This is a genomic window from Rhizobium tumorigenes (assembly GCF_003240565.2).
Lineage (GTDB): Bacteria > Pseudomonadota > Alphaproteobacteria > Rhizobiales > Rhizobiaceae > Rhizobium > Rhizobium tumorigenes.
Genome location: NZ_CP117255.1, coordinates 1,736,395 through 1,759,617, shown reverse-complemented (window position 1 = coordinate 1,759,617; position 23,223 = coordinate 1,736,395). Strand labels below are relative to the sequence as shown.

The 23,223-nt window shown below is 60.9% G+C and carries 17 protein-coding genes; 8 read left to right on the top strand and 9 right to left on the bottom strand.

Features of this window, described 5'->3' with window-relative positions; all coding sequences use genetic code 11:
- Nucleotides 1–261: 261 nt before the first annotated feature.
- Entirely contained in the window at nt 262–471 is a 210-nt protein-coding gene (locus tag PR017_RS08705) for a hypothetical protein (protein WP_111222942.1), read from the bottom strand.
- Nucleotides 472–836: 365 nt separating this feature from the next.
- On the opposite strand from PR017_RS08705, the gene PR017_RS08700 reads away from it, so the two are divergent.
- The 3 genes from PR017_RS08700 (at nt 837) to PR017_RS08690 (ending at nt 3,010) form a co-directional block, all read left to right on the top strand.
- The gene (locus PR017_RS08700) at nt 837–1,772 is read left to right on the top strand and encodes a LysR family transcriptional regulator (protein ID WP_206423234.1); all 936 of its coding nucleotides are present in this window, start codon (nt 837–839) and stop codon (nt 1,770–1,772) included.
- Between the two features lie 144 nt (nt 1,773–1,916).
- Entirely contained in the window at nt 1,917–2,075 is a 159-nt protein-coding gene (locus tag PR017_RS08695) for an entericidin domain-containing protein (RefSeq protein ID WP_111222944.1), read from the top strand.
- Nucleotides 2,076–2,320: 245 nt separating this feature from the next.
- On the top strand, nt 2,321–3,010 hold the full coding sequence (locus PR017_RS08690) for a phosphodiester glycosidase family protein (RefSeq protein ID WP_111222945.1): 690 nt from the start codon (nt 2,321–2,323) through the stop codon (nt 3,008–3,010).
- Nucleotides 3,011–3,017: 7 nt separating this feature from the next.
- Here the strand turns inward: PR017_RS08690 and PR017_RS08685 are convergent, their stop codons facing one another.
- Together PR017_RS08685 and PR017_RS08680 are read right to left on the bottom strand one after the other, a co-directional pair.
- Nucleotides 3,018–3,356 (bottom strand): hypothetical protein, encoded by a 339-nt coding sequence (locus PR017_RS08685; RefSeq protein WP_111222946.1) that lies wholly within the window; start codon nt 3,354–3,356, stop codon nt 3,018–3,020.
- A 32-nt stretch (nt 3,357–3,388) separates the two neighbouring features.
- Nucleotides 3,389–4,600: a glycosyltransferase family 2 protein gene (locus PR017_RS08680; protein WP_111222947.1), complete on the bottom strand. Its 1,212-nt coding sequence runs from the start codon at nt 4,598–4,600 to the stop codon at nt 3,389–3,391.
- Nucleotides 4,601–4,757: 157 nt separating this feature from the next.
- On the opposite strand from PR017_RS08680, the gene PR017_RS08675 reads away from it, so the two are divergent.
- From PR017_RS08675 to glf, 3 genes are all read left to right on the top strand, one after another.
- Nucleotides 4,758–7,022 carry a capsular polysaccharide export protein, LipB/KpsS family gene (locus PR017_RS08675; protein WP_161959395.1) on the top strand — a complete coding sequence of 755 codons (2,265 nt, stop codon included), beginning with the start codon at nt 4,758–4,760 and terminating at the stop codon, nt 7,020–7,022.
- 117 nt (nt 7,023–7,139) lie between these two features.
- Entirely contained in the window at nt 7,140–8,210 is a 1,071-nt protein-coding gene (locus PR017_RS08670) for a DUF707 domain-containing protein (protein WP_161959396.1), read from the top strand.
- A 163-nt stretch (nt 8,211–8,373) separates the two neighbouring features.
- Nucleotides 8,374–9,549, top strand: a complete 1,176-nt coding sequence (gene glf, locus PR017_RS08665; protein WP_111222949.1) for a UDP-galactopyranose mutase — start codon at nt 8,374–8,376, stop codon at nt 9,547–9,549.
- Nucleotides 9,550–9,606: 57 nt separating this feature from the next.
- Here glf and PR017_RS08660 read toward each other — a convergent pair whose 3' ends face one another.
- The 3 genes from PR017_RS08660 to PR017_RS08650 form a co-directional block, all read right to left on the bottom strand.
- Nucleotides 9,607–10,662 carry a quaternary amine ABC transporter ATP-binding protein gene (locus PR017_RS08660; protein WP_111222950.1) on the bottom strand — a complete coding sequence of 352 codons (1,056 nt, stop codon included), beginning with the start codon at nt 10,660–10,662 and terminating at the stop codon, nt 9,607–9,609.
- Nucleotides 10,655–11,566, bottom strand: a complete 912-nt coding sequence (locus PR017_RS08655) for an ABC transporter permease (RefSeq protein WP_111222951.1) — start codon at nt 11,564–11,566, stop codon at nt 10,655–10,657. Before PR017_RS08655 ends, PR017_RS08660 begins: the two co-directional genes overlap by 8 nt.
- A 241-nt stretch (nt 11,567–11,807) precedes the next feature.
- Nucleotides 11,808–12,806 (bottom strand): ABC transporter substrate-binding protein, encoded by a 999-nt coding sequence (locus PR017_RS08650; protein WP_111222952.1) that lies wholly within the window; start codon nt 12,804–12,806, stop codon nt 11,808–11,810.
- 248 nt (nt 12,807–13,054) lie between these two features.
- Here PR017_RS08650 and PR017_RS08645 point away from each other — a divergent pair, with 248 nt between their 5' ends.
- Nucleotides 13,055–13,321, top strand: a complete 267-nt coding sequence (locus PR017_RS08645; RefSeq protein ID WP_133255670.1) for a hypothetical protein — start codon at nt 13,055–13,057, stop codon at nt 13,319–13,321.
- Nucleotides 13,322–13,515: 194 nt separating this feature from the next.
- Here the strand turns inward: PR017_RS08645 and PR017_RS08640 are convergent, their stop codons facing one another.
- Nucleotides 13,516–13,659, bottom strand: coding sequence for a hypothetical protein (locus PR017_RS08640; RefSeq protein WP_162854764.1), 144 nt, complete (start codon nt 13,657–13,659; stop codon nt 13,516–13,518).
- Nucleotides 13,660–13,877: 218 nt separating this feature from the next.
- On the opposite strand from PR017_RS08640, the gene PR017_RS08635 reads away from it, so the two are divergent.
- Nucleotides 13,878–15,332, top strand: a complete 1,455-nt coding sequence (locus tag PR017_RS08635) for a cobyric acid synthase (protein ID WP_111222953.1) — start codon at nt 13,878–13,880, stop codon at nt 15,330–15,332.
- Nucleotides 15,333–15,610: 278 nt separating this feature from the next.
- On the opposite strand, the gene pbpC is transcribed toward PR017_RS08635, so the two are convergent.
- Nucleotides 15,611–17,695 carry a penicillin-binding protein 1C gene (pbpC, locus tag PR017_RS08630; RefSeq protein WP_111222954.1) on the bottom strand — a complete coding sequence of 695 codons (2,085 nt, stop codon included), beginning with the start codon at nt 17,693–17,695 and terminating at the stop codon, nt 15,611–15,613.
- On the bottom strand, nt 17,695–23,157 hold the full coding sequence (locus PR017_RS08625) for an alpha-2-macroglobulin family protein (RefSeq protein ID WP_111222955.1): 5,463 nt from the start codon (nt 23,155–23,157) through the stop codon (nt 17,695–17,697). Before PR017_RS08625 ends, pbpC begins: the two co-directional genes overlap by 1 nt.
- Between the last annotated feature and the right edge of the window lie 66 nt (nt 23,158–23,223).

The window sequence follows — 23,223 nt, the reverse complement described above, 5'->3', positions numbered from 1 at the left end:
TCATATCGATTTCAGCAGAAAGTTATTCTGAAAGCGACAGTCTCACGGAAGATGACGGCTGCAAAGGCTTATTTGCGTCACGTAAGAGATTTATGAATTGTCAAAAAATTTCAGAGTAAAATCTTGCAGTAAAATACCAGGTAAATTCTGTAAGTATATGGAATTCAATAATAAAATTAATCGCATAAGCTAGATCTGGCGGCGCAATTAATCAGTCAAGCGCCGCCATTGGATGTACGCGAAATGTCGCATTTTGTTGCATCATTTGCGGTCGCTCGAGATGTCGGCAGCAGGCCAGCCGAAGTCCTTGCGCATGTCGAGCGGCATTGCTTCAATCTGCCTCGCAGCCTGGGATTCCGACCAGCGATCGGCCAGCGAAAGAACGTAGCCGGAAAGGCGGGAAAGCGTACCGCTAAAGAGGACAAATGACGGGCGTGCGTGGGAACTACGTCTATAGCTGATGGTTGTCATGACTGATCTCCTTTTAATTGCGTTGATATCGTCCGACCTGATATGGGCCTGCGTTACTCATCATTCAAACGAATAGATTTTATAGCATCCATAAGAAAAGTTGACGTTTGCCGCTGTTCTTCTTTGCGGCAAGGCAGTGTCGGGTGGAAAGCCGCAGGCGTTGACGTCCGCGACGAGATGTGGGGGCAGCTGGGACATCTGCCTGAGGGTTGCAGCATTTGTCTGGCGGAGCGTGCGGTCTCGACTGCTGGTCCAGTGATCGATGACGTCGGATAGGTATGAGCGGATCATGGTCCGTTCCTCTGCTGTTCAACTCGGTTGTGAGACCGATGCTATAGAAGCTTGTTGACAGTCAGTAAAATGAAATGATATCGCTTTATAAATCAAAAAAATTGAAAGATACCTCGATGAACGTTCCGGTGCGCCGATCTGTGCCATTGCTTGACAACGACGTCCTTCGAACGTTCGTGGCGATTGCCGAGACCGGCAATTTTTCGACGGCGGCCGAAGCAGTACATCGCACGCCGTCAGCGGTTTCCATGCAGATCAAGAAGCTCGAAGAGCAGCTCGGTGTCATCCTGTTCCTGCGCGATGCCCGTTCTGTCAGCCTGACCGAACATGGCGAAATGCTGCTTTCCTACGCGCGCAACATGCTGGCGCTGTCCAATGAGGCGGTGTCGCGTTTCATCATGCCGGAGCTGAGCGGCGTCGTCAGGCTCGGAGCGCCGGACGACATAGGCGAGCGGTTGCTGCCGAGCATCCTGAAGCGGTTCTCGCAGAGCTATCCCAGCATCATGGTCGACGTTGTGGTTGATATGAGCCTTGCCCTCAAAAAGCGATTCGGAGAACAACGGCTCGATCTGGCGCTTATCAACTGTTCTACGCGGCCATTCCCGACAGAGGGCGACGTGATTTATACCGAGCGACTTGTCTGGGCCGGCGCGAAATGCGGAACAGCCCACCGCCGGGATCCTCTGCCGATATCGATCTGGGAGGACGGCTGCATCTGGCGCTCCGATGCGATCCACCAGCTGCAGCAGGCCAAAAGAAACTATCGGGTCGCCTTCCTCAGCGCCCATACTACTGCCCAGCGCGCCGCCGTCGTGTCCGATCTCGCCGTAGCGCCCTTGCCGCGCTCCTACGTCACCGAAGACATGACTATACTCGGTGCGAAAGAGGGGCTACCGGAATTGACGACTTTCGATATCCGCTTGCTGACGGCGCGCGAGGTGACGGGGCCTATCGCGGCTGTTGCGGAAAGCATCCGGCATGCTTTCGGCGAGATGGCGCGGGCAGCCTGAGGCCCTGTCTCATGGGCTTTTAGTGAGCGCCGCATCCACGTCGTTATTTATGTGAACCTTTTTCGAGGTGGCGCGTTTTGGGCACGGAAGGTTTACTTTCTGCCTTATTGTCGTCAAAAACCCATTCACGAAGGACTCCTGATCATGTCTTCTTCCGTCATCGCAAAAGTCGGCGTCGCCTGCATTTCCCTGATGCTTCTCGCATCCTGCGCCAATACCATTCGTGGCATGGGCAAGGACACTGCCAGCACCGTCAACGCAACCCAGAACGCTGGGCACACTGTCAAGAAGGCAGCCCAGTAATCTGGCGAATTCTGTCGGCTGCGACTTATGTCGCGGCCGACACCTATCTATTTTCTATCTCTTCATTATCCGGGTCGCTATTCCCGCTCGCTACTATGCGCTCACCGGGCCACCCCTTGAAGTCACCTCCCTCCCGCCGCATCTGTTGTCTTGATTTTGCCTGTTGGCGGGGAGCGTGACGTTTGTTTCGATGGCTGATTATTCTGGCAGGGCTCGTCTCGACCCCCGCCATTGCCGAGACACCCATGACCGGCGGGAACTGCCGCAAGGTGGAGCATCCCGGGGCGAGCTATATCGTCTGCACCTTCGATCCCGCCAAAGACAATATCCGACTGTTTTCCAACAATAGCGCCGGCAAGCCGTATGGCTCGTTCGCGGCGCTGCGCGATGCACTGGCGCGTGACCGGCTGTCGCTGCGCTTTGCGATGAATGGTGGCATGTACGAGCCTGACCAGAGCCCGGTCGGTCTCTACGTCGAGGGCGGCAGCCAGCAGAAGGCGCTCGACACCGGCACAGGCTGGGGAAATTTCCGCCTGCTGCCGAACGGCGTGTTCTACATTCAGCCCGGCGCTGTTGGTGTCATGGAGACAAAGGCGTTCGCCGCTGCCGGTATCGAGCCGCTCTACGCCACGCAATCGGGACCGATGCTGGTGATCGACGGGGCGCTGCACCCGTCGTTCCTGATCGACAGCACAAGCCTTAAGAGGCGCAATGGCGTCGGCGTCGATGCGGACGGGAAAGCAGTGTTCGCGGTGTCCGACGGCGAGGTGCGCTTTCACGATTTCGCCACGCTGTTTCGCGACGTGCTCGGCTGCCGTAACGCCCTGTTCCTGGACGGCAGCATCTCCAGCCTCTATATGCCGGAGTGGCAAAGGGAAGACAGCGCATTTCCGCTCGGGCCGATCATCGCCGTGACAGCTGTGATGCCTGACTGAAAACCATTCAGACCTTCGGAAAGGCGCGCTCCAGACCGCCTGATCGCGTCAGGCCGGCCTTGAACGCCGCATAGGAGGGATGCTGGCTCGATTTTGCCACTTCGGACAGCCGGATCTGCAGCCGGGCCGGTGCGGCATTTCCAAGCCATTCGCCGAGAGTTTCGAGTTTCATGCTGTTGAGGAATTTCGCTTTCGAGGCCTGATCCAGGTGCCAGTGCAGGCCCTCGATCAGGCTTGTATCCTGCAGCGGATTTTCCATGATCAGCGCGATGACCGCGCGGTCGGCGTCAGCCAGCGTGGCAAGTCTGGCGGCGATGGCGTCGCGGTCGGCAAAGGCTGTCGTCATGGTGGTGCTCTCAAATGGCTGGGATATGCGGGTCAGACGAACTGCGCCATGTATTTCATGATATCGAAGACACCATCCTTTGCACCGTGGCGCTCGGGAAATTCGGGCGTGAACCGCAGGTAGGCGCGGGGGCGGTCGCCGTCCATCGCGGTCGGCTGGTCGCGGGTAAGCTTTTGCTGGATGGATTCCGGCAGCAGGCTGAGCGTCGTGTCGTTGATAACCGGATCGAGGATTGCCGGTTCGCCGTTGAAGGCCACCGCCTCCGTGGCTGCGGTGACGATGGCTGCTAGTTTGCAGATCTGGCCATAGGCATCGGCCGTGAGAGGCTGGGGCTGGTAGACGGCCATGCGATGATACATGATGTAGGCCTCGACCCAGTTCTTTGCCGACACATGCAGGCGCAAGGCCACCGCCTGGCGCTGCAGCATGAAGCCGGTGATGCGGGCCATCAGCGAGGCGCGGTAGTCCTGCGGCAGATCCGGGGTGCGCAGTGCCTGCGAGGCGAGATATTCCAGGCCCCCGCGATAGCTGTCCCACTGGAACATGCATTCCTTGTTGCCCTGCTGCAGGCGAGGATCGTCCGAGACTGCGGTGACGCGCGCGAACGGCTCCGGCATGAACAGGATATCGGCCTTGTCGAGGGCTCGTGTCGTATAGAGGAAAGCCCAGAAGATGAATGGTGTCGGGCTCGAGATCGACCGCAGCAGCACTTCCCGGCGGATGATCATGAACTCGGGAAAGATGTGCCCGTCGATGATGAAATCGAGCAAAGCGCGGAAGTCGCCCTTGCGGTGCCTGGTCGGGGAGGCGACGTGGTAGAACGGCGACATATCGCCGCCGCCGGGCCGCGCATCGACCAGTAGCCATGGAGCCTGCACGACGCCGATCTCGCTGTCCGCCTCCATCAACCGGAGATATTCGATGACCTTTTCCGGAATGAGCAGGTCGTCATCGCCGAGAAATACCGCATAGCGACCGCGTGCGCGCTGCATGGCAAAGGCATAGTTGCTGAGAAAGCCGGAATTGGTCGCGCGGCGGAAGGCGGAGATCTCCGGCTGGTCGGCAAGCGAGGCAATATAGGCCGCCGTGTCATCGGTTGAGCAGTCATCGACCAGAACGATCTCGAAGGGAATGCCGATTCTCCGGAAAGCATCTAGATGGAAGGTGACGTTCCGCTCGAGCAGGAATTGTCGATTATAGGTCGGAACGCATATCGACAGAACAAGCGGTTCATTGATGGACATCGGGTTCTCCAGTCAGCAGGCTTTGCGCTTGGATAGAAGCGGTTGCTTTCGTGGGGCTGGAGGCGGGGTTCGAGACTCTCCATGCGTGTGCCGAACAGGCTGGCGCAAGCTAGTGCTGGAATCCTCTTGCAACAGATCAGATATCAAAGGATTCTCGATGCCCACCACAGTTGCCTGGAATACCGGCATACCAAACAAGCCATTGCTGGATGGGTTCTTCGCGCCGGACGTCGCGTCTGTGCCCGTGGACCTCGAGGTTCCGGAATTCTGGTTTACCGTCAAGGCCGACGGGGACCGTCATCGCAAGATGTTCTCGGAGTTCTGTGCAGGGCTCGGGCGCCGTCGCGTGACGACCAATCTGTCCATCGTGCCATTCGGCACGCATCTGGCGCCAAGGCGGCCGCCGAACGGCGGCATCACCATCTCCTATCACTCTGTTGGCAGTGGTCCGAATATCTGGCGCATCAAGGAGACGCCGATCGTCGGTTGGTATTCCTTCGACGAAAATGGTTTTTCCGGCTGGAGTTCACTTGCGCTGTTTCCCGAACTGCATGCGGAAGCTATCGATGCTGTCAACACCGAGGCCGCACGCCGACGCGTGAAGGCGCTTGTGATGGCTCTCAGGGCCGGAAATACCTCGAAATACGAACAATCAGGTGAAGCATTCGACGCAGGCCGACCCTTCGTTTATTTCCCGATGCAGCTGCTCGAGGATCCCGTCGCCCAGTTTTGTCGTATCGATCCGCTTGAAGTCTTGCGCCATGCCGCCGCTCAGGCAGATGCCACCGGCCGGTTGCTAGTGGTCAAGCGGCATCCACAATGCACCAATAGCCTCGTTACACGGACCCTCGACGAAGTGCAGGCCCAGCACCGCAATGTAATGGTATCGACGGCTTCGATCCATCGGCATCTCGAGCAGTGCGAGACGGTCATCGTCGCCAATTCAGGCGTTGGCCTGGAGGCTTTGCTGTACGAGAAGGCAGTCTTCACCTTTGCATCCAGCGAGTACGAGCTGGGCGGCTTCCCGTGCGGCTCTCTCTCTGATCTCGACGCGGCTTTTACCCACCGCTCTCAGCCAGAGGACGGCCGGGCAGCGCGCTTCGTGTCCTACTATCTGGACAAATGCTGTTTTTCGATCGATGACCGTCAAACCATCGATCGCTGCATCGAAAAAGCGTTGCTCGGCAGGGTACGGCATGTGCCGCCAATCTTCACCGGCGAGCGCGACGACCTTTTGAAAATGCATGCCAACGTCGAATCGTTGCGGCGTGAGCTTAGCACCGCCAAATCGCAGCTGACCGCGCCCAACAACAGGAATGCAACGCAGGCAGGCAGCTGGCGGAACGCGCCAGCCGCGCAGGCTGCAACAAGTGTCGCTACACAGGGCCAGGGCCTAGAACACGACCTAGCTGCGCAGACAGCCTTTGTCATGCACAGCGCCGGTCTGGCTGCAAGCGTCGGCGATAACATCATGACCAAGATCGCACGAGCAACATTTGCCGAATTTGCGGAATTGGCCCTCTCGTTGCGTGCCGATCCCGATGCCAGGCGGCTTGTCGATAGCCAGTTGCTGCAGTCTGGATATGCGGCGGGCCTCGACCGGAATGTCGCTGCCAGGAACATTACTGCGGCAGACTACCAGCGGCTCCACGATGGGGATGCCGGCTACCAGAACAACAACTGGCTTGTCGACCATGCCGCCGTCATCGCGTCCGCGCGGCCGGAGACGCTGACCGAAGTCGGTTGCGGCAATGGACGGTTCCTGCGCGCGATTGCCGGATCGGTCCGCAATGTCATCGGCCTCGACTGGGCGCGTTCGCCGCTTCTCGGGCAGTTGCCGTCGAATGTGCACTTCCAGAGCACCAACGTGCTGACGGATGCCCTGCCGCGCGCCGACATATGCTGCTCTGCCGATGTTCTCGAGCATTTCACCCCGGATGCGCTGCCGGCCCTGATTGCGAAGCTCCACGAAAGCGCCCGTCTCAACTACCATGTGATCGCCTGCTACGATGACGGTCACAGCCATTGCGCCGTGCTCCATCCCGGCCAGTGGCTCGGCCTCTTCAAGACGGTCAGCGCGACCTACGAGATCGCAGCGATCATTCCCCGGCGGGGCCGTCCAGACCAGCTCGTCTGCGTCATCACCAACGTGCCGAATGCAGCGAATTATTTCCCCTATCTCGGTGTCGTCGTCGGTACGTGGCAGACCAGTTCGGGTCAGCGGGTGACTTTCGGAAACGATTTTTCCGTAACCATCGAGGGGCAGATCGTCGCCTCGTGGTTCCCTATGACGGACGGCAGGGCAGCTGTTGGCTGGATGCAATCCAAAATGGTCGACGTGCTCGATCCCGCAGAAGACGGGAAGGCGCTGACGATCACCAACATGCGTGGCGAACGTCACGAAGTGAGACGAGTTTTGTAGATCACTAAAGAGACTACCAGCGGGACAGACCGAGCAGGGGTGGGACATGAAGGGGAAGAAACAGTGAATATGCTGGCTTCGACACGAGAGAACGCAGCGTCAGACTTTTTGGCTGGGTTGAGCGAATCCGATCCGGTAACGGAAGAAATGCTGACGGGGACGTTCTGGCAGTTTGCCGACCTAGAGCGCGGCACCTTGTCGCCGTTCCTCGTGCTGGCTCCGGGTGGATTGGTTGGTAATTTTTTCAATGCATCGACGGACTACTGGCAAGTCGTCAATGGCATGTTGTGCTTCATCGACGAGACCGGTCTGCCTTCGATCGTCTTCAATGTCTCACGTATGGAGGGGTCGAAGGTCGCATTGTTGGCTGGAAGGGGCTCGGTGGACGGCGTCGTCGCAATCTACATGCTCACTTCGGCACCTCACCCCGAGCATCCGATGTTCCCGACGCAGCCGGCGGACGAGCGCAAAGCAAAGTTCCTGGTACAGCCGGCGAACGGTCCGAAGCGCCCCAACCTCGTGGTTGTGCCCGCCAACTCCAAGTCGCTGCATCCGCGCTGGTTCGATGGGCTGGATGCAGCGACGCGCAGCTGGGATTTGTGCGTCGGCTACTACGGCGCCGAAGATCCTGTCGTCGATAGTCCGTTTGAATATCTGGCCCATCTTCCGAAACGCAAGAAGTTCAGGCTGATCTCTGACTTGTTTTTTGAGGGAAGCCCGCTTTGGGGTTATGACCGCGTCTGGCTCCCGGATGACGATCTGCTTTGCGACGGCGATACGATCAATCGAATGTTTCATCTGTCTCGCAAACACGGGCTGGAACTTGCACAACCGTCGCTTAAGCAGGGTCCGGGTTGCTTCCCCAACCATCCGATCACGATCCAGCGACCGAACAGTCTTTTGCGGCATGAGAGCTTCATTGAGATCATGTGCCCGATCTTTTCGAAGGCTGCTTTGAAGATCTGCGTCGGGTCGATGCGCGATGCTGAGTCCGGTTACGGCCTCGATCATCTCTGGCCTGCCTTCCTCGGTCGCCCTGCCAACCGCATGGCCATCATCGATGCGGTCGGCGTGGCGCATACGCGGCCTCTCGGTGCCACCTATAATGTTCAGGCGGCTGTCGATGAGCAAGCGGCACTGTTCAACTCCTACCGCTATACGCCTGTACAGATTCAGGGCGTCTGGTAAGCTGCCAAGGAGTGGAAGGGCTGCAGCTTCGATCCGATCGATGAGGAAGCTGCAGGCCTTTACCCGGGGCCCGTTTCATTGGTGGCCGCGTTCCGAACTACGGGCAAGCCTCTAGGCTTCCCGAAGAAGGGATGCGGACCTTCCGCTAAAGTGCTGAGACACTATGACCGATTTTTCCAATATCGACCTTTTGATCGTCGGCGCCGGGTTTTATGGTGCGACGATTGCCGAGCGGGTGGCGACTGACCTCAAGAAGAATGTGCTGATCGTCGATCGCCGCCACCATATCGGCGGCAATGCCTATAGCGAGTTCGACAAGGACACCGGCATCGAGGTGCATCGCTACGGCGCGCACCTGTTCCATACGCCGAACGAAACGGTGTGGAACTATCTCAACCGCTTTACCGGCTTCACCGACTACAAGCATCGTGTCTATACGAGCTATCGCGACCAGGCCTATTCGATGCCGATCAACCTTGCGACCATCTGCCAGTTCTTCGGCAAGCGGTTCTCTCCCGACGAAGCACGGGCGCTGATCGCTGGACAGGCGGCGGAGATGGAAGGCAAGCATCCCTCCAACCTCGAGGAAAAGGCGATCTCGCTGATCGGCCGGCCGCTCTACGAGGCGTTCATTCGCGGCTACACGGCCAAGCAGTGGCAGACGGACCCACGCGACCTGCCGGAACACATCATCACCCGGCTGCCGGTGCGCTACAATTTCGAGAACCGCTATTTCAACGATGCCTATGAAGGCCTGCCGAAAGACGGCTACACCGCCATCTTCGACAGGATGCTGGCCTCGCCGCATATCCAGACGATGCTCGGTACCGATTTCTTCGACATCAAGTCACAGCTGCCAGCCGGGCTGCCGATCATCTACACCGGCCCGATCGATCGCTATTTCGACTATTCCGAGGGCGAGCTCGGGTGGCGGACGATAGATTTCGAACAGCAGACGCTGGATGTCGGCGATTTCCAGGGAACGGCGGTCATGAACTATGCCGACGAGGACGTGCCCTTTACCCGCATACTCGAATTCCGCCACTTCAACCCGGAGCGGAACTATCAGAACGAAAAGACAGTCGTCGTGCGCGAATATTCGCGCTCTGCGCAGCGCAAGGACGAGCCGTATTATCCGATCGACACGCGCCAGGACAAGGATGTGTTCCTGCGCTACCGCGCACGGGCGGATGCGGAGACCAATGTGCATTTCGGCGGCCGGCTCGGGACCTACCGCTACCTCGACATGCACCAGGCAATTGGCGCGGCGCTGAAGACATTCGATGCGATGGTGATGCCTCACTTCGCCGAGGGCCGGGCCTTCGGCGGCGGCAAATAATAGAAAAAGCGTCCTGCATCGCTGCAGGCCGCTTGCTTGTTTTTCGGAGCGGCGGCGTCAGGCCGCCGCTTTTGCTTCCGGGATAGTGTGGCTGGTCGGCGTCACCATCGCCAGGATGATGCTGTGCAGATCGAGCGAGCCGATCGGCTTGCCGGCTGCGTCGACCACCATGGCCATTGTCTGGTTGGCGCCGGTCATCTGGCGCGCGGCCATCTCCAGTGTCATGTCGCCGGCAAGGCGCATCGACGAGCCTTCGCCCGATATCGGCTTCATCACCGTTTGTACTTTGATGACACGGCCCCGGTTCACTTCCTTGACGAAGGCGCTAATGTATTCATCAGCCGGCTGCAGCACGATATCCTGGCCAGAGCCCTGCTGGATGACCTTGCCATCGCGCAGGATGGCGATCCTGTCGCCGAGCCGCAACGCTTCGTCGAGATCGTGGGTGATGAAGACCACGGTCTTCTTCAGTTCCTTCTGCAAGTCGAGCAGCACGCTCTGCATGTCGACGCGAATGAGAGGGTCGAGCGCCGAATAGGCTTCGTCCATCAACAGGATGTCGGCATCGTTGGTCAGGGCCCTCGCAAGTCCGACACGTTGCTGCATCCCGCCCGAAAGCTGGTTCGGAAAGTGGTTTTCGAAGCCATCGAGGCCGACGCGGGCAATCCAGTAGTGGCCTTTCTTCTGCGCTTCCGAACGTGAGACGCCCTGGATCTCAAGACCGTAGACGGTGTTTTCGATCACCGTGCGATGCGGCAGAAGTCCGAATTTCTGGAACACCATCGCTGTCTTGTGGCGGCGGAATTCGCGCAAATCGCTCTCATTCATCTTGCAGACGTCGATGCCGTCGTAGAGCACCTCGCCGGCGGTCGGGTCGATCAGCCGGTTGATATGGCGGATCAGCGTCGACTTGCCGGAGCCGGAGAGGCCCATGACCACGGTGATGGCGCCGGCCGGCATGTTGATGTTGATATCCTGCAGCCCGAGCACATGGCCATGCTTGACGTTGAGCTCGGTCTTGCCGAGGCCGTTTTTCACCTGCTCGACGTATTCGCGGCCGCGGGGGCCGAAGATCTTGTAGAGGTTCTTGATCTCTATCGCGTGACTAGCCATGGACCACCTCCGAATGTTTCTGCAGCCGCCTGCCGTAAGCCTGGCTGGTACGGTCGAAAATGATGGCGATGGCGACGAGCGCAAAGCCGTTGAGGAAGCCGACCGTGAAGAACTGGTTGTTGATCGCCTGCAGCGTGTTCTTGCCGAGACCGCCGACCCCGACCATCGAGGCGACGACGACCATGGCCAGCGACATCATGATGGTCTGGTTGATGCCGGCCATGATGGTCGGCAGCGCCAGCGGGATCTGCACATTGAAGAGCTTCTGGGTGTGGGAGGATCCGAATGCATCTGCGGCCTCCAGCACTTCCTTGTCGACCAGTCGTATCCCGAGATTGGTCAGCCGGATCATCGGCGGCACGGCGTAGATCACCACTGCGATCAGGCCTGGCACCTTGCCGATGCCGAAGATGACTACGACCGGGATGAGGTAGACGAAGCTCGGCATTGTCTGCATGACGTCGAGCGTCGGATTGATCACCGATTGCAGACGGTCGGAGCGTGCCATGAGGATGCCGATCGGCAGGCCGATGACGATGGCGATCAGGGTACAGACGGTGACCATTGCGAGCGTGATCATCGTGTCGTTCCACAGGCCGAAAACGCCGATCAGGGCCATGGAGATGGCGGTGCCGATGACGATCTTGATATTGCGGCTGGCGAGATAGACGATGGCCATCATGACTGCGAGGATGATGAACCAGGGCGTGTTGGTGAACAGCCACTCGAGGTAGTTCAGGAACCATTGCAGCGGCTGGACGACGATGTCGATCACAGCGCCCCAGGAGCGCACCATGCCGCGAAAGCCGTCGTCGATGTTCTTGCGGCCTTCGCGGATGATCGTGTCGTTGATCGCCGGGAAGTTACACAGGAAATTCGGCAGAAAACTACATTGCAGAGCCATCACATTCCCCTTTTTATCCGGGCCCCTTTTATCGGGGCAGTGACGCGCAATCCGTGTGGCTATCAAGATTGCCGTCCGTGGTGCAGTGCTGATGCCGGTTCTCAGTCTGCTCGCCTGTCCGCCTTCAGGCGGACGCAGTGTGGTCGCGTGACCCCGTCCGTGCGTGCGCTTCCAAAGGGGAGACGCGATCCTTGCAGCGGCGAGAGGTGAGGGCAGGCCTCCCGGCCTGCCGTCGCATCGTTCAGATCGAAGCCTTGACCTTCGTCGCGACATCGGGAGCCACCCACTTGGTCCACATGTCCGGATAGGTCTTCAGGAAGTACTTCGCGCCGTCTTCGTTGGTGCCCTGGTTGTCCGTCATCCAGGCCAGCACCTTGCCGACCGTGCCGTTGTCCCATTTGCGGGTCTTGACGTAGTCCATGGCAACGCCGGCCTTTTCGGCAAAGGACTTGGTGACGACCGTAAAGACGTCAGAGACAGGATAGGAATTGACCTTGGGGGCCGCGCAGTCCTGTTGCGAGGTGCAGGCATCCCATTCCTTCTTGTCATGGGCGACGCCGAAGCTCAGCTTGACCATTTCATACTTGCCGAGGATCGCGGTCGGAGCCCAGTAATAGCCGAGCCAGCCGCTCTTCTTTTCGAAGGCATTGGCGATCGAGCCGTCGAGACCCGCTGCCGAGCCTGTGTCGACCAGCGCAAAACCTTCCTTCTCGGCGCCAAGCGCCTTATAGAGGTTGGCGGTCGAGATCTGGCAGTTCCAGCCCGACGGGCAGTTATAGACGGCGCCCTTGGTCTTGTCTTCGGGGGCCGGGAACAGCTCGGGATGCTTCAGGGCATCCTGCACGGTCTTGATGTCCGGATGGGCGTCGGCGAGGAATTTCGGTATCCACCAGCCTTCGACACCACCATCGCTGAGCAGCGGGGCTGCCTCGATCAGGCGACCTTCGGCGGTGGCCTGGTCGAGCGCGGTGCGAACGGCGTTGACCCAAAGCTCCGGTGCGATATCCGGCTGGCCTTTCTCGTTCATCGAGGTGAATGTCGGCTGGGTGTCGCCGGTCACCAGGGATACCTTGCAGCCATAGCCGCTTTCGAGAATGATCTTGTCGACCTGCGCAGCGACACCGGCGGAGGCCCAGTTCATTTCGGCGATAGAGACGTCGCCGCACTCCGCTGCACTTGCCGAGCCTGCTAGCGCATAGGTACCTGCTGCGAATATAACGGAAGCGATTAGCTTCTTCATGTGACAGTTCTCCCAGTTTCTTGCCGTTGATCACGTTCGTGCATCCGGCCACGGAGGTCGCCCACGATGTGGCGCGCCCACCCCCGACCGTATCCGCTTCACCGATCCAGCCGCCCGAAAGCGCCCTTGCCGGTCCCCTTTGGTATGTCAGCTGTTATTGTGCCCGAGGGTAAAAGATCCGCAGGCGCGCTTTTTCATACCTTGAAATCGAGCGTAAGGATTCATGCGGAGAAATCAACCGGGGGGAAGTGCGCGCCAGTGCCGCGACTGTCTTTGGGCTGCGTGAAAAGCTTTCAAAACAGCCTGAGCGGTTAGGCTACTGGCTGCAAATTGTGCAGGCGGGAGGCAAAAAAGGTCTGTCCAGAGTGGAGAAACGGACAAAAGTTGAATTGCTACGCCTGCGCAAGACGTTTTGTATTCCATTCGCGTCTTCCGGCGGGAGAGCCCGGGCCGTGAAAAAAATCGAAAAAAAACGCGATTCATTCTTAATTAACGTCTCAATAACCATCCGGTAACCGTGTCCGTCTATTGATTGTGCCAAGGCGGCGACACCGCTGGTTCTCCGGATCAGGTATTGCGTCCCGGAGAAAGCCTGTCTCTCGCCTCTGCCGAAGACCTCCGGTATCTAAATCGCGTCGCGCTGTCCTGCAGCCGGCGCGATTTTCGTCTGTGCGTGTGGGGTATGGATCTAACGGTGCAGTCTGGCGGGTTAGCCAGCGGAGCCTGTGCGCACGACGCCAACCGTTCCGCTGCGGATATCCAGTTCCTGTGCGCGGCTTTCGGCCTTCTGCGACGGGACCTTCGAGCCCCAGGCGATCTGGATCGAATTCTTGTTGTTGAAGACGAAGAGCATTCCGGTATCCTCTGCGCCGGACGCCCGGCCTTGTGCGTGATGTGGCGTGCAGATAATGCTGTTGCCGACACGAAACAACGAGCGAATTCGTCATCGTTTGTCGCAAATAGAGCAGTCATCCAGGTAGCCGTCGAAGCTCGGTCACATCGCTCGACAATTTCGACAGAACGGCTGTAAAGCAGGTGCTCAGAAAGAGCCGATACCGGGAATTTCAGACTATGACCAGGGCGATCATGCTGCAGGGAACCGGCTCCGATGTCGGAAAAACGGTATTGGTAGCGGGCCTCTGCCGCCTTGCCGCAAACAGGGGACTGCGGGTCCGTCCCTTCAAGCCCCAGAACATGTCGAACAACGCCGCCGTTGCCGACGACGGTGGGGAGATCGGCCGAGCCCAGTGGCTGCAGTCGCTGGCCGCGCGCGTCCCATCCTCCGTCCACATGAACCCGGTGCTGCTGAAGCCGCAATCGGAGGTGGGCAGCCAGATCATCGTCCAGGGCAAGGTCTGGGGGCAGGCCAAGGGGCGGGACTACCAGGCGCTGAAGCCGAGATTGCTGGCGTCGGTGCTCGAAAGCTTTGCCATCGTCGGCGATGGCGCCGACCTCGTCATCGTCGAGGGTGCGGGGTCGCCGGCCGAAATCAACCTGAGGCCCGGCGACATCGCCAACATGGGCTTTGCGACCAAGGCCGGCGTTCCCGTGGTTCTCGTCGGCGACATCGACAGGGGCGGCGTCATCGCCTCGCTTGTCGGGACGCATGCAATTCTGTCCGAAGAGGACCGGGGTATGATCGCAGGCTACATCATCAACAAGTTCCGGGGAGACGTGTCGCTGTTCGACGACGGGCTGGCGGCAATTCACAGCTTTACCGGCTGGCCCTGCTTCGGCGTCGTGCCGTGGCTGAAGTCGGCGGGAAGGCTGCCGGCGGAGGATTCCGTGGTGTTGGAGCGGCTTGCGCGTAGTGGTGCGGGGGCGCTCAAGATCGCGGTACCGGTGTTGCCGCGCATCGCCAATTTTGACGATCTCGACCCGCTCAGGGCTGAGCCGGATGTCGACCTGGTCTTCGTACGCCCGGGCGATCCGCTGCCGACGGACGCGGCACTGGTGATACTGCCGGGCTCAAAGTCGACGATATCAGATCTCGAGCATTTTCGTAGCCAGGGCTGGGACCGCGACCTTGCGGCGCATGTGCGGCGTGGCGGACGGGTGATCGGGGTCTGCGGTGGCTACCAGATGCTCGGAACGACTATCCGCGATCCGCTCGGTATCGAGGGCGACGTGCTGGAAACGCCGGGTCTCGGCCTGCTCGACGTCGAGACGTCGATGGCGCCGGAAAAGACGGTTCGCAACAGCTCTGCGCGGTCGACAGAGTATGACGCACAGCTCAGCGGCTACGAGATCCACCTGGGCGAGACGACCGGCAACGACTGCGCCCGCCCTCCAGTCGTCATCGATGGCCGTCCGGATGGAGCAATCTCCGGCGATGGCCGTATCATGGGGACCTATCTGCACGGGCTGTTCGAAAGCGACACTTACCGCGCTCGCCTCCTCCAAAGCTTCGGCCTCTCCGGAGACCGTAGCAACTACCGCGAGAGCGTCGACAAGGCCCTGGACGATGTCGCCGGCGAACTCGAGGCGGTGCTCGACAAGGACTGGCTGGGACGGCTGCTGGGATAGGGGGGTGGGGGCGATATTTCTTCCATTCCGCAGTCGTGCAATATCGGCTAAGCGCCTCTCTCGTCCCTCATTCCGCTGCTCGTCACAAGAATCCAGTGAGCTTACGTCTTTGAGCGCGAATGACTTTTACGGCAAAAAGCCCTCTCGCGGCGGGACGGGCCGCGGCTGGATTCCTGTGACGAGCACAGCGAGGAGAGAGGCAGGCAATGCCGGCGGCTCTTCCTCTTGCTTCGGAATGAACCAACGCCTGCATGATGGATGTGGTCGATCCTCGACAGTTACTGAAGAAACACACCCACGGTTGCGGCGCGGCCGGCGGCGTCGATGACTGTGAGTGTGGAATAGCCGTCGCCGTCCGGGGTCCATTGGCTGGTGCGGTTACGGGCGATGGTGGCGAGGGGTTTGCCGTTGGCGAGCCAGCGGAAGGGTGCGCGGCCGCCTTGCAGCTTGAGCACCAGCGGCATCAGCCGGCCGTCGCCAGTCTCGCCGAGTTCGACATGGGCGCCTTCCGGCGGGTAGACGATCTGTGGGGCGGGCTCGCGGGTCGTGGCGGCCATCAGGCCGCTGGCATCCATCGAGAAGCGGCGCTGGCTGATCGGCAGCTGCGCCTGGGCGATGCGCACCGCGCCGATCGGCGCTGGCGGCAGCGGCGTGATGCCGACCCCGGATTTTGCAAAAGCCTGAAACAGGATGGGCGCCGCGGAGGCGTAGCCGGTGAGGCCGGGGACTGCGCCATTGTCGGGACGGCCGACCCAGACGCCAAGCACATAGTGGCCGTCATAGCCGACCGACCATGCATCGCGGTAGCCGTAGCTGGTGCCGGTCTTGTAGGCGATGCCGTGCTGGGCGCTGCCGGCGGGTGCGATGATGCCGGATAGCACATCGGCGACGTTCCACGCGGCGACGGGCTCCAGCAGCGGCTGACTGTCCACGACTTCGGGCTTGTCGACGATGCCGTCGCCGAGTTTCACCGGGTTGCTGCGGTTTGCAAGGCCGGCGTAGAGCTGCACGAGGTCCTTCAGCGTGATGCCGAGCCCGCCGAGGCCGATGGCGAGCCCCGGCGTTTCGTTGGCCGGTAGTACCGGTCGCACATTGGCGCGGCGGAAGCGGACCAGCAGCCGGGATGGCCCGACGGCATCGAGCACACGGACGGCCGGGACGTTGAGGGAGAGTTGCAAGGCCTGGCGAACCGTGACGTCACCCTGGTAGGTGGTGTCGAAGTTCTTTGGCCGGTAGCCGAAGAAATCGGCGGGCCGGTCCTCTATGATCGTTTCCTGCGAGAGCAGGCCTTCCTCGAAGGCGAGCCCATAGATGAATGGTTTCAGCGTCGAGCCGGGCGATCGGTTGATCCGTGTCATGTCGATCCAGCCGGAGCGGCTGGCGTCGAAATAGTTGGCGGAACCAACCTCGCCGACGATTTCGCCGGTGCGGCTGTCGGCCATGACCATGGCCAGCGATACTTTTGGATCGAGCCTGGCTGCAGATTCGCGGGCGACGGCTTCCAGCCCTTGCTGGATGCTGCGCTTGAGGGTCGTGTGGTGCTGGCCGACCGACGGTTCTTTTTTGAGGGCCGCCTCGGCGAGATGCGCGGCATAGGCCGGAAGTTGCAGCCGGCGGGCGGGGATGGGGCTGAACTCGGCGCGGCCGGCCTCGCTGTCGCCGACGATCTCGGCCACGGCCATGCGGGTCAGCACCCGTTTTCGTGCAGCCTCTGCCGCCTGCAGATGGCGGTCGGGCCGGCGCTTTTCCGGCAGTTGCGGCAGCGCCACCAGCAAGGCCGACTGCGCCACCGTCAATCGCCGGGGTTCCTTGCCGAAATAGGCAAGGCTTGCGGCGCGGATGCCTTCGAGGTTGCCACCATAGGGGGCGTGGGTGAGATATAGGTCGAGGATCTCGGTCTTGCTCAGCCGGCGCTCAATCTGGATGGCGCGGGCGAGCTGCAGCAGTTTTGCCCCGAAGGTCCGCTCGGGGCGCGGCTCGATAAGTCTTGCCACCTGCATCGAGAGTGTCGAGGCGCCGGAGACGATGCGCCCGTGGGTTACGAACTGAAGGGCCGCCCGCCCCATGGCCACGATGTCGACGCCGTGATGCTCGTAGAAACGCCGGTCCTCATAGGCGACAAGCATGCGGACGAACTGCGGATCGACGTCGGCAGCTGTCGTCTTCAGGCGCCAGCGTCCCTGCGGCGTGGCGAAAGCCCGTAGCAACTGGCCATCGCTGTCCAGCACCTCGGCCGATGTCACCATGGCCTTTTCGAGCGGCGGCGGATAGGCCTTGTCGGCCGCCTCGAGGCCAATTCCAGCCGCTACCGCCAGAAGCAGCGCTGCCGATGTGCCGATGCCGAGGTTGCGCCAGAACCGCATTATTTTGCTGCCTCGACCTCCATGCGGCCCGTCGCCGTGCGGGCGAAGAACTGCGGCCGGTACATGTCCTCGACATTGGCGCCCGGCATATCGTAGGTGCCCGGCGTCACAGCGCGTACGACATAGGCGAGGGTGATCTCGCCGCTCTCGTCAGCAGCACGGTCGACGGCGGCAGCGAAGCGATCGCTGCGGAATTCGACATGGGCCGGATTGACCTCCTGCAGGAAATCGAAGTTCGACAGCTGGGCGCTGTTGACCAGTCCCGGATTGTCGATCTCGAAGCCGGCCGGCAGCAGATCGGTGATCATCATCTTCGAGGGCCAGCTGTTGGTTTCGTTGACTTTCAGCACCACGACGTAGCGCTCGTTCTGCTTCACCTCGCTGATATTCGCCTGCTCACCGCCGAAGGTGTAGAAGCTGCGCTCGATGGTGAAACCGTTGCTGCTGGCGGTCAGCGGCTGTTTCGGCGCGGCTATCGTGGTGACGGTGGCGGAGATCGGCTGGGCCGTCTGGTTGGTGACGGTGATCGGGTGGGCAAGCAGTTCGTCCCCGGTCAGCCGTGCGTTGTAGGCGCCGGTATGCACGGTGCCGTCGATGTTGAGCTTCAAGTCTTCGTCGCCGGTCTGCAGGGCACGGGCTGCGAGCAGCATCCAGGTCTGTTCCTGGGTGCTGGTGTTGCCCTTCTTCTGCCATTCGGTGGCGACGAGCTTGGTCAGGCCGGGGACGATAGGCGGCACCGGGCGGGCTTCCGTCGCCAGTGCCAGAACGGCGGCACCGTCACGCAGTGAAGAACCGTAGTCGGAGCGCACGAAGCTGACCCTGGTCACGGCATCCTTTTCTGCCGTCTGCATGGCATCGAGGAAAACGTTGCGCGAGCGCTGCGCATCGCCGTAGAGGGCGAGCGCCGAGGCGATATGCGCCTTGGCGAGAGGCGTCGGGAAGCTCGACAGCATCGTGTCGGCATAATAACGCAGGTCGCTGATCGCTGCCTTCCGATTGCGGGCGAGGACGTAGACCGCATAGGAGATCTCGTTGCCGTTGTCCTTGATGTTGGCGTCGACGCCGACCGCGTTCTGCAGGTTGTCGAGCGCCTGCACCATGGCGGCATCAGGCACGTCGAATTTCTGCTCGCGGGCGCGGGTCAGGAAATCGGTGACGTAGGCATCGAGCCAGAGATCGCCGGAGCCGGGAGCCCAAAGGCCGAAGCTGCCGGTGGACGACTGGTTGGCGAGCACCTTGTAGATGGCATCCTGCACACGCTTGCGAACATCGGGATCGTCTGGCATTCCTGATTTCTTGGCCAATTCGCTGAAATAGAGCAGCGGCATGGCAAGGCTGGTCAGCTGCTCGGTGCAGCCATAGGGATACCGGTCGAGGCTCATCAGCAGCGCCGGGATATCGAAGCCCTGGGCGCGGGCGACGTTCAGGCTGACAGAGGCGCCCTGCAGCAGGCTGTCGGCCAGAAGCTCGCCGTTGACTGTCAGGCTCGCGCCTGCCGCAATCGTCAACGGTCGGGCTTCGGTGACCGGGAGGGACGATGGGCGGACGGGAATGTCGAGCGATTGCTCCAGCGACAGGCCGTTCGGGCCCGACAACTTGATAGAGACGACACCGGCACCCGGCTGTGCGCCGGTCAGTGGCAGGGTGAGGGCGACCTTGCCACCAGCGGCCAGTTTTACGGTCTGAGAGGCGTCCTTCATGGCGACGCTGACGGCCGGGTTGCTGGTGACCTGCACCTGGTAATTGCCTTCCGGTCCATCGGTGTTGGCAATGTCGAGCCGCAGGCGGCTGGCGTCGCCAGGGGCGAGGAATTTCGGCAGGCTGGCGGTGACGACGACGGGGTCGCGGATGACGACGTCGGTGCTGGCATGACCGACGCCGTGCTTCGACCAGGCAACAGCCATGATACGGGCGGTGCCGTTGAACTGCGGAATGTCGAATGCGATGTTGGCTTTGCCGGACGCATCGAGCTTGACCGGGCCGGAGAAGAAGGCGACCAGCTTTTCGGTCGGGGGACTGCCCTGTAGTGCCACCGCCGCGCCATCGCCACCGGTGCGAATGGTGCCCATGGCGCCGAGCGAGCCGTCGATCAGCCGGCCGTAGAGGTCGCGGATTTCAAGTCCGAGCCGACGCTGGCCGAAGTACCAGCCATCGGGATCGGGAACCTCGTAGCGCGTCAGGTTGAGGATACCGACATCGACGGCTGCCACGGTCACATAGGCTTCCTCGCCAATACCGGCGCCGGCGACTTCCACCGGGATGACCAGAGGCTGGCGAGGCAGGGTCTTTTGCGGCGGCGTCAGCTTGACGGACAGTTTCCGTTGGGCGGGATCGACCTTCAGCCATTTCACGCCGATGGCGCGCATCGGCATGTGGCTGTCCTGGGCATCGCCCGGACGGAAGAGGGTGGTGGTGACATAGGCGCCGGCGCCAAAAGCCTCGGTCACCGGAATGTCGATCTCGCCGCCGCCGGCCGCAACGCTCGCCGTCTGGGTCGAGACAAGGTTTTCGGTGCCGATGGTGACGAGCACCTCGCCGGCGAAGCGTGGGGAAATCTTCAGCTTGGCGGTGTCGCCGACAGCATAGCTTTCCTTGTCGAGGCCGACTTCGAGGGCGTCCGGCGTCTCGGTCGAGGATGCCGCGACGTACCAGCCGGCGTCGAACTCGACGCTAGAGGCCGGGCCATCGACGGCAGCGGTTTCGATCTCTAGACGATAGCGCCCGAAAGTCACGGGAACTGCGATTTCGGCGCCGTTTTCGGCTGTCGCATCAATCGTGCCGTTGGCGACCAGCTTGGTCGAATTCACCGGCTCGTACTTCCATCCGGAGCCGTCGCGGTACCACTGGTAGTTCTGCTCGATACTCAGCAGTTTCCAGTTCAAACCGGACATTGCCTGTTTTTTGGCATCCCGGTCGATGGAGACGATGTGGAACTTGCCGATGGCATTCTCGCCGAGATTGCCGTCGAATTCCGGCTTGATGCCGATCATCGGACCCTGCGCCTTGACCGGCAGCGTCAGCGACCGCTCGACGGCACGACCGCCGGCTTCCTGCATGCGCAGCGTGATATTGGCATTCAACAACTGTGTGGTGGAAGGCAGCGTGGCGAGCGAGACATCGAAGGTCTCGTGGCCCTGGTCGTCGACGGGCTCCAGCCCTTCGAGAGGCACCTTGGTGTCCTCGCTCGCCTGCTCGTCGGCAAGCCCGAACAGATAGCCCGGGAAATCGGCGCTTTCACGCGTCGTCTTCAGCGCGACGTCGCCTTCGATGGTAAGGCCGGCGGCAGGCGCGCCGTAGAGATAGCGACCGTCAACCGTCACTGCGGCGGGCGCATCGAGGTCGATGGTCTTTGCCTCGCTCTTCAGATCGAACTCTATCCGGTCCGGTACGAAATCATCAACCAGAAACTGCTTTTCGCCAATCGCCGTGCCCTTCGGGTCGGTGAACACCTGCATCGTCCAGGTGCCGCGCATGGCATTTGTCTGCAAGGGCAAGTCGATCGTGTAGCCGCCGAGCAGGCCGCCATTGCTGACGACGCGGCGATCCTCGACGCCATCCGGCCGGTTGAAGATAAAGGTCAGCGGCAGGTTCTCGATCGCCACCGAGGCGCTGTCGCGGGCGAGCACCGAGGCGTGCACCGTCTCGCCGGCGCGGTAGATGCCGCGTTCCGTCCAGGCGAGCACGTCGATGGCGCCGGGCGTCTTGCGGCCCGTGACGCCGCGATCCGACAGGTCGAAGCCGGCGCGCGTCATGTCGAGGAAGACATAGTCCTTGTCGCCGTCCTTGGCGGTGATGACGGCAGGCGTCATGGCCGCCGTCCCGCGCATCAGGCCTGCGGTAAAGGTGGCATGGCCGTTTTCATCGGTCTTGGCCGTGCCGAGGATTTCATTGTTCTTGGCAAGCAGCTGCAACTCGATGCCGGCCAGCGGCTTGGCAGTGGCAAGCGAGCGGGTGAAGACGCTGAGGCCATCGGTGCCGGCATAGGTGGAGAGGCCGATATCGGAGACGACGAACCATTGTGTCGCCTGCGAATCCCATTCCTGGCCGCCGCCGTTCTGCACGGTCGCGGTCATGACATAGATACCGGGCTTGCGCTGCGGCAATGCCTGGTCGACGGGGAAGCTGGTGACGACGTCCTTGTTGAGATCGGACTTGATGTCGATGGCGCCCTGCCAAACCAGCTCGCCGGATTCATCCTGCAGTCGCTGGGCGCTGTATCCATCCAATTGCGTCAGGAACTGCGACGAGGTGAGCAGCGGCGCGATGCCACGGTCGCCGATCCGGTAAAGTTTCAGATTTGCTGTCGTCGCGTTGACGGAGACGAGCGGGATGCCGTGGCGAACGGTCTGTGGCAGCACGAAGTTGTCGCCGGTGAAGTGCACAGACGCGGTACGGTCCTTGACGTAGATGTTGACGTCGGCGGTCTTTTCGAGAGTTTCATCGACGGAAGAGGGCAGGCCGGCGCGGAAGGAGAGCTTGTAGCGCTGCCCGTGCGTCAGGCCCTCAACGCAGATCTGGTCGTCCTTGGCTTCCATCGCCTTCGGGGCTGCGCCATCGACTGTTACGAAGGGCGTGTAATCCGTGCCGCTCTTGATGAGCCTTTCAGAGAACTGCACGCAGGCGCGCGGGGTCGTGCTGTCATTGTCGATGGTATTGGCGAGAATGCGGAAACCCTTGCGGCTTTTAAGGTCGGCATAGGCAGCGGCAACGGTCTTGGAATTGATCAGCGCCAGGCTCGCCTTGTAGGCGCTGAGAGCGGCGCGGGCGTTGTCCGAATTGGCCAGCGACGTGGCGAGAACTGCGAGGGCGTCGGCGCGGCTCTCCTTGGTTCGGGTCAGCTGATAGCCGTTCAACGCGGCGATGGCAGCCTGGCCGGCAATTTCAGTATTGTTCTTGATGCTGTTTGCCGTACGCGCCGTCTCGATCCAGAGGACGGGATCTTCCGGCGTAATGGACAGGGCGCCAAGAAAGGCTTTTACGGCTTCTGCCGGATTCTTTGCGGATTGCTCGACATGGGCGAGCGCCACCAGGCTCTGGACGCCTTGGGTCTTCTGGTCATCGGTTAGAGCGAGGTTCGCCTTTGCCTTCGCCGCATCGTCGCGCAGCTTGTCGCTGATGAAGGGCAAAGCGGGTGCGGCGCCGATGTCAGGCTGGGCGGTGACTTCGACGATCTTGCCGGCAATGGCGCCCGGAAAATCGTTCAGTTGGTTGAAGTCGGATTTGAGGAAACACCATTTAACCTTCGGATTGTAGGTGAAGGCGCGGCAGGAGCGATCGGCGATACAGGTCGCCTCGCATTGCTCGATGGTCTGGTTCTGGACGGTGCGCAGGTCGAAGCCGAAATAATCGCCGCCGGGTGTGGTCACCACCTGGCGACTTGCGTCCGCCGCCTGTCCGGGCGCGAGAGAAAGGAAAGCGCCGAACAAAAGAGCCGACAGTCCGATAATCGCGCGCCGTGACATAGCCCATACCCCCCAAGCAGTCAGCCGATGCGGCGCACTCTTGAAACATATCGGCAAATTGTCAAT

Coding starts and splice junctions, on each gene's coding strand:
- PR017_RS08635 (WP_111222953.1), top strand. CDS start 13,878: ATGACCAGGGCGATCATGCTGCAGGGAACCGGCTCCGATGTCGGAAAA.
- glf (WP_111222949.1), top strand. CDS start 8,374: ATGACCGATTTTTCCAATATCGACCTTTTGATCGTCGGCGCCGGGTTT.
- PR017_RS08690 (WP_111222945.1), top strand. CDS start 2,321: ATGACCGGCGGGAACTGCCGCAAGGTGGAGCATCCCGGGGCGAGCTAT.
- PR017_RS08640 (WP_162854764.1), bottom strand. CDS start 13,659: ATGCTCTTCGTCTTCAACAACAAGAATTCGATCCAGATCGCCTGGGGC.
- PR017_RS08695 (WP_111222944.1), top strand. CDS start 1,917: ATGTCTTCTTCCGTCATCGCAAAAGTCGGCGTCGCCTGCATTTCCCTG.
- PR017_RS08700 (WP_206423234.1), top strand. CDS start 837: ATGATATCGCTTTATAAATCAAAAAAATTGAAAGATACCTCGATGAAC.
- PR017_RS08685 (WP_111222946.1), bottom strand. CDS start 3,356: ATGACGACAGCCTTTGCCGACCGCGACGCCATCGCCGCCAGACTTGCC.
- PR017_RS08675 (WP_161959395.1), top strand. CDS start 4,758: ATGCCCACCACAGTTGCCTGGAATACCGGCATACCAAACAAGCCATTG.
- PR017_RS08650 (WP_111222952.1), bottom strand. CDS start 12,806: ATGAAGAAGCTAATCGCTTCCGTTATATTCGCAGCAGGTACCTATGCG.
- PR017_RS08660 (WP_111222950.1), bottom strand. CDS start 10,662: ATGGCTAGTCACGCGATAGAGATCAAGAACCTCTACAAGATCTTCGGC.
- PR017_RS08705 (WP_111222942.1), bottom strand. CDS start 471: ATGACAACCATCAGCTATAGACGTAGTTCCCACGCACGCCCGTCATTT.
- PR017_RS08655 (WP_111222951.1), bottom strand. CDS start 11,566: ATGGCTCTGCAATGTAGTTTTCTGCCGAATTTCCTGTGTAACTTCCCG.
- PR017_RS08625 (WP_111222955.1), bottom strand. CDS start 23,157: ATGTCACGGCGCGCGATTATCGGACTGTCGGCTCTTTTGTTCGGCGCT.
- pbpC (WP_111222954.1), bottom strand. CDS start 17,695: ATGCGGTTCTGGCGCAACCTCGGCATCGGCACATCGGCAGCGCTGCTT.
- PR017_RS08680 (WP_111222947.1), bottom strand. CDS start 4,600: ATGTCCATCAATGAACCGCTTGTTCTGTCGATATGCGTTCCGACCTAT.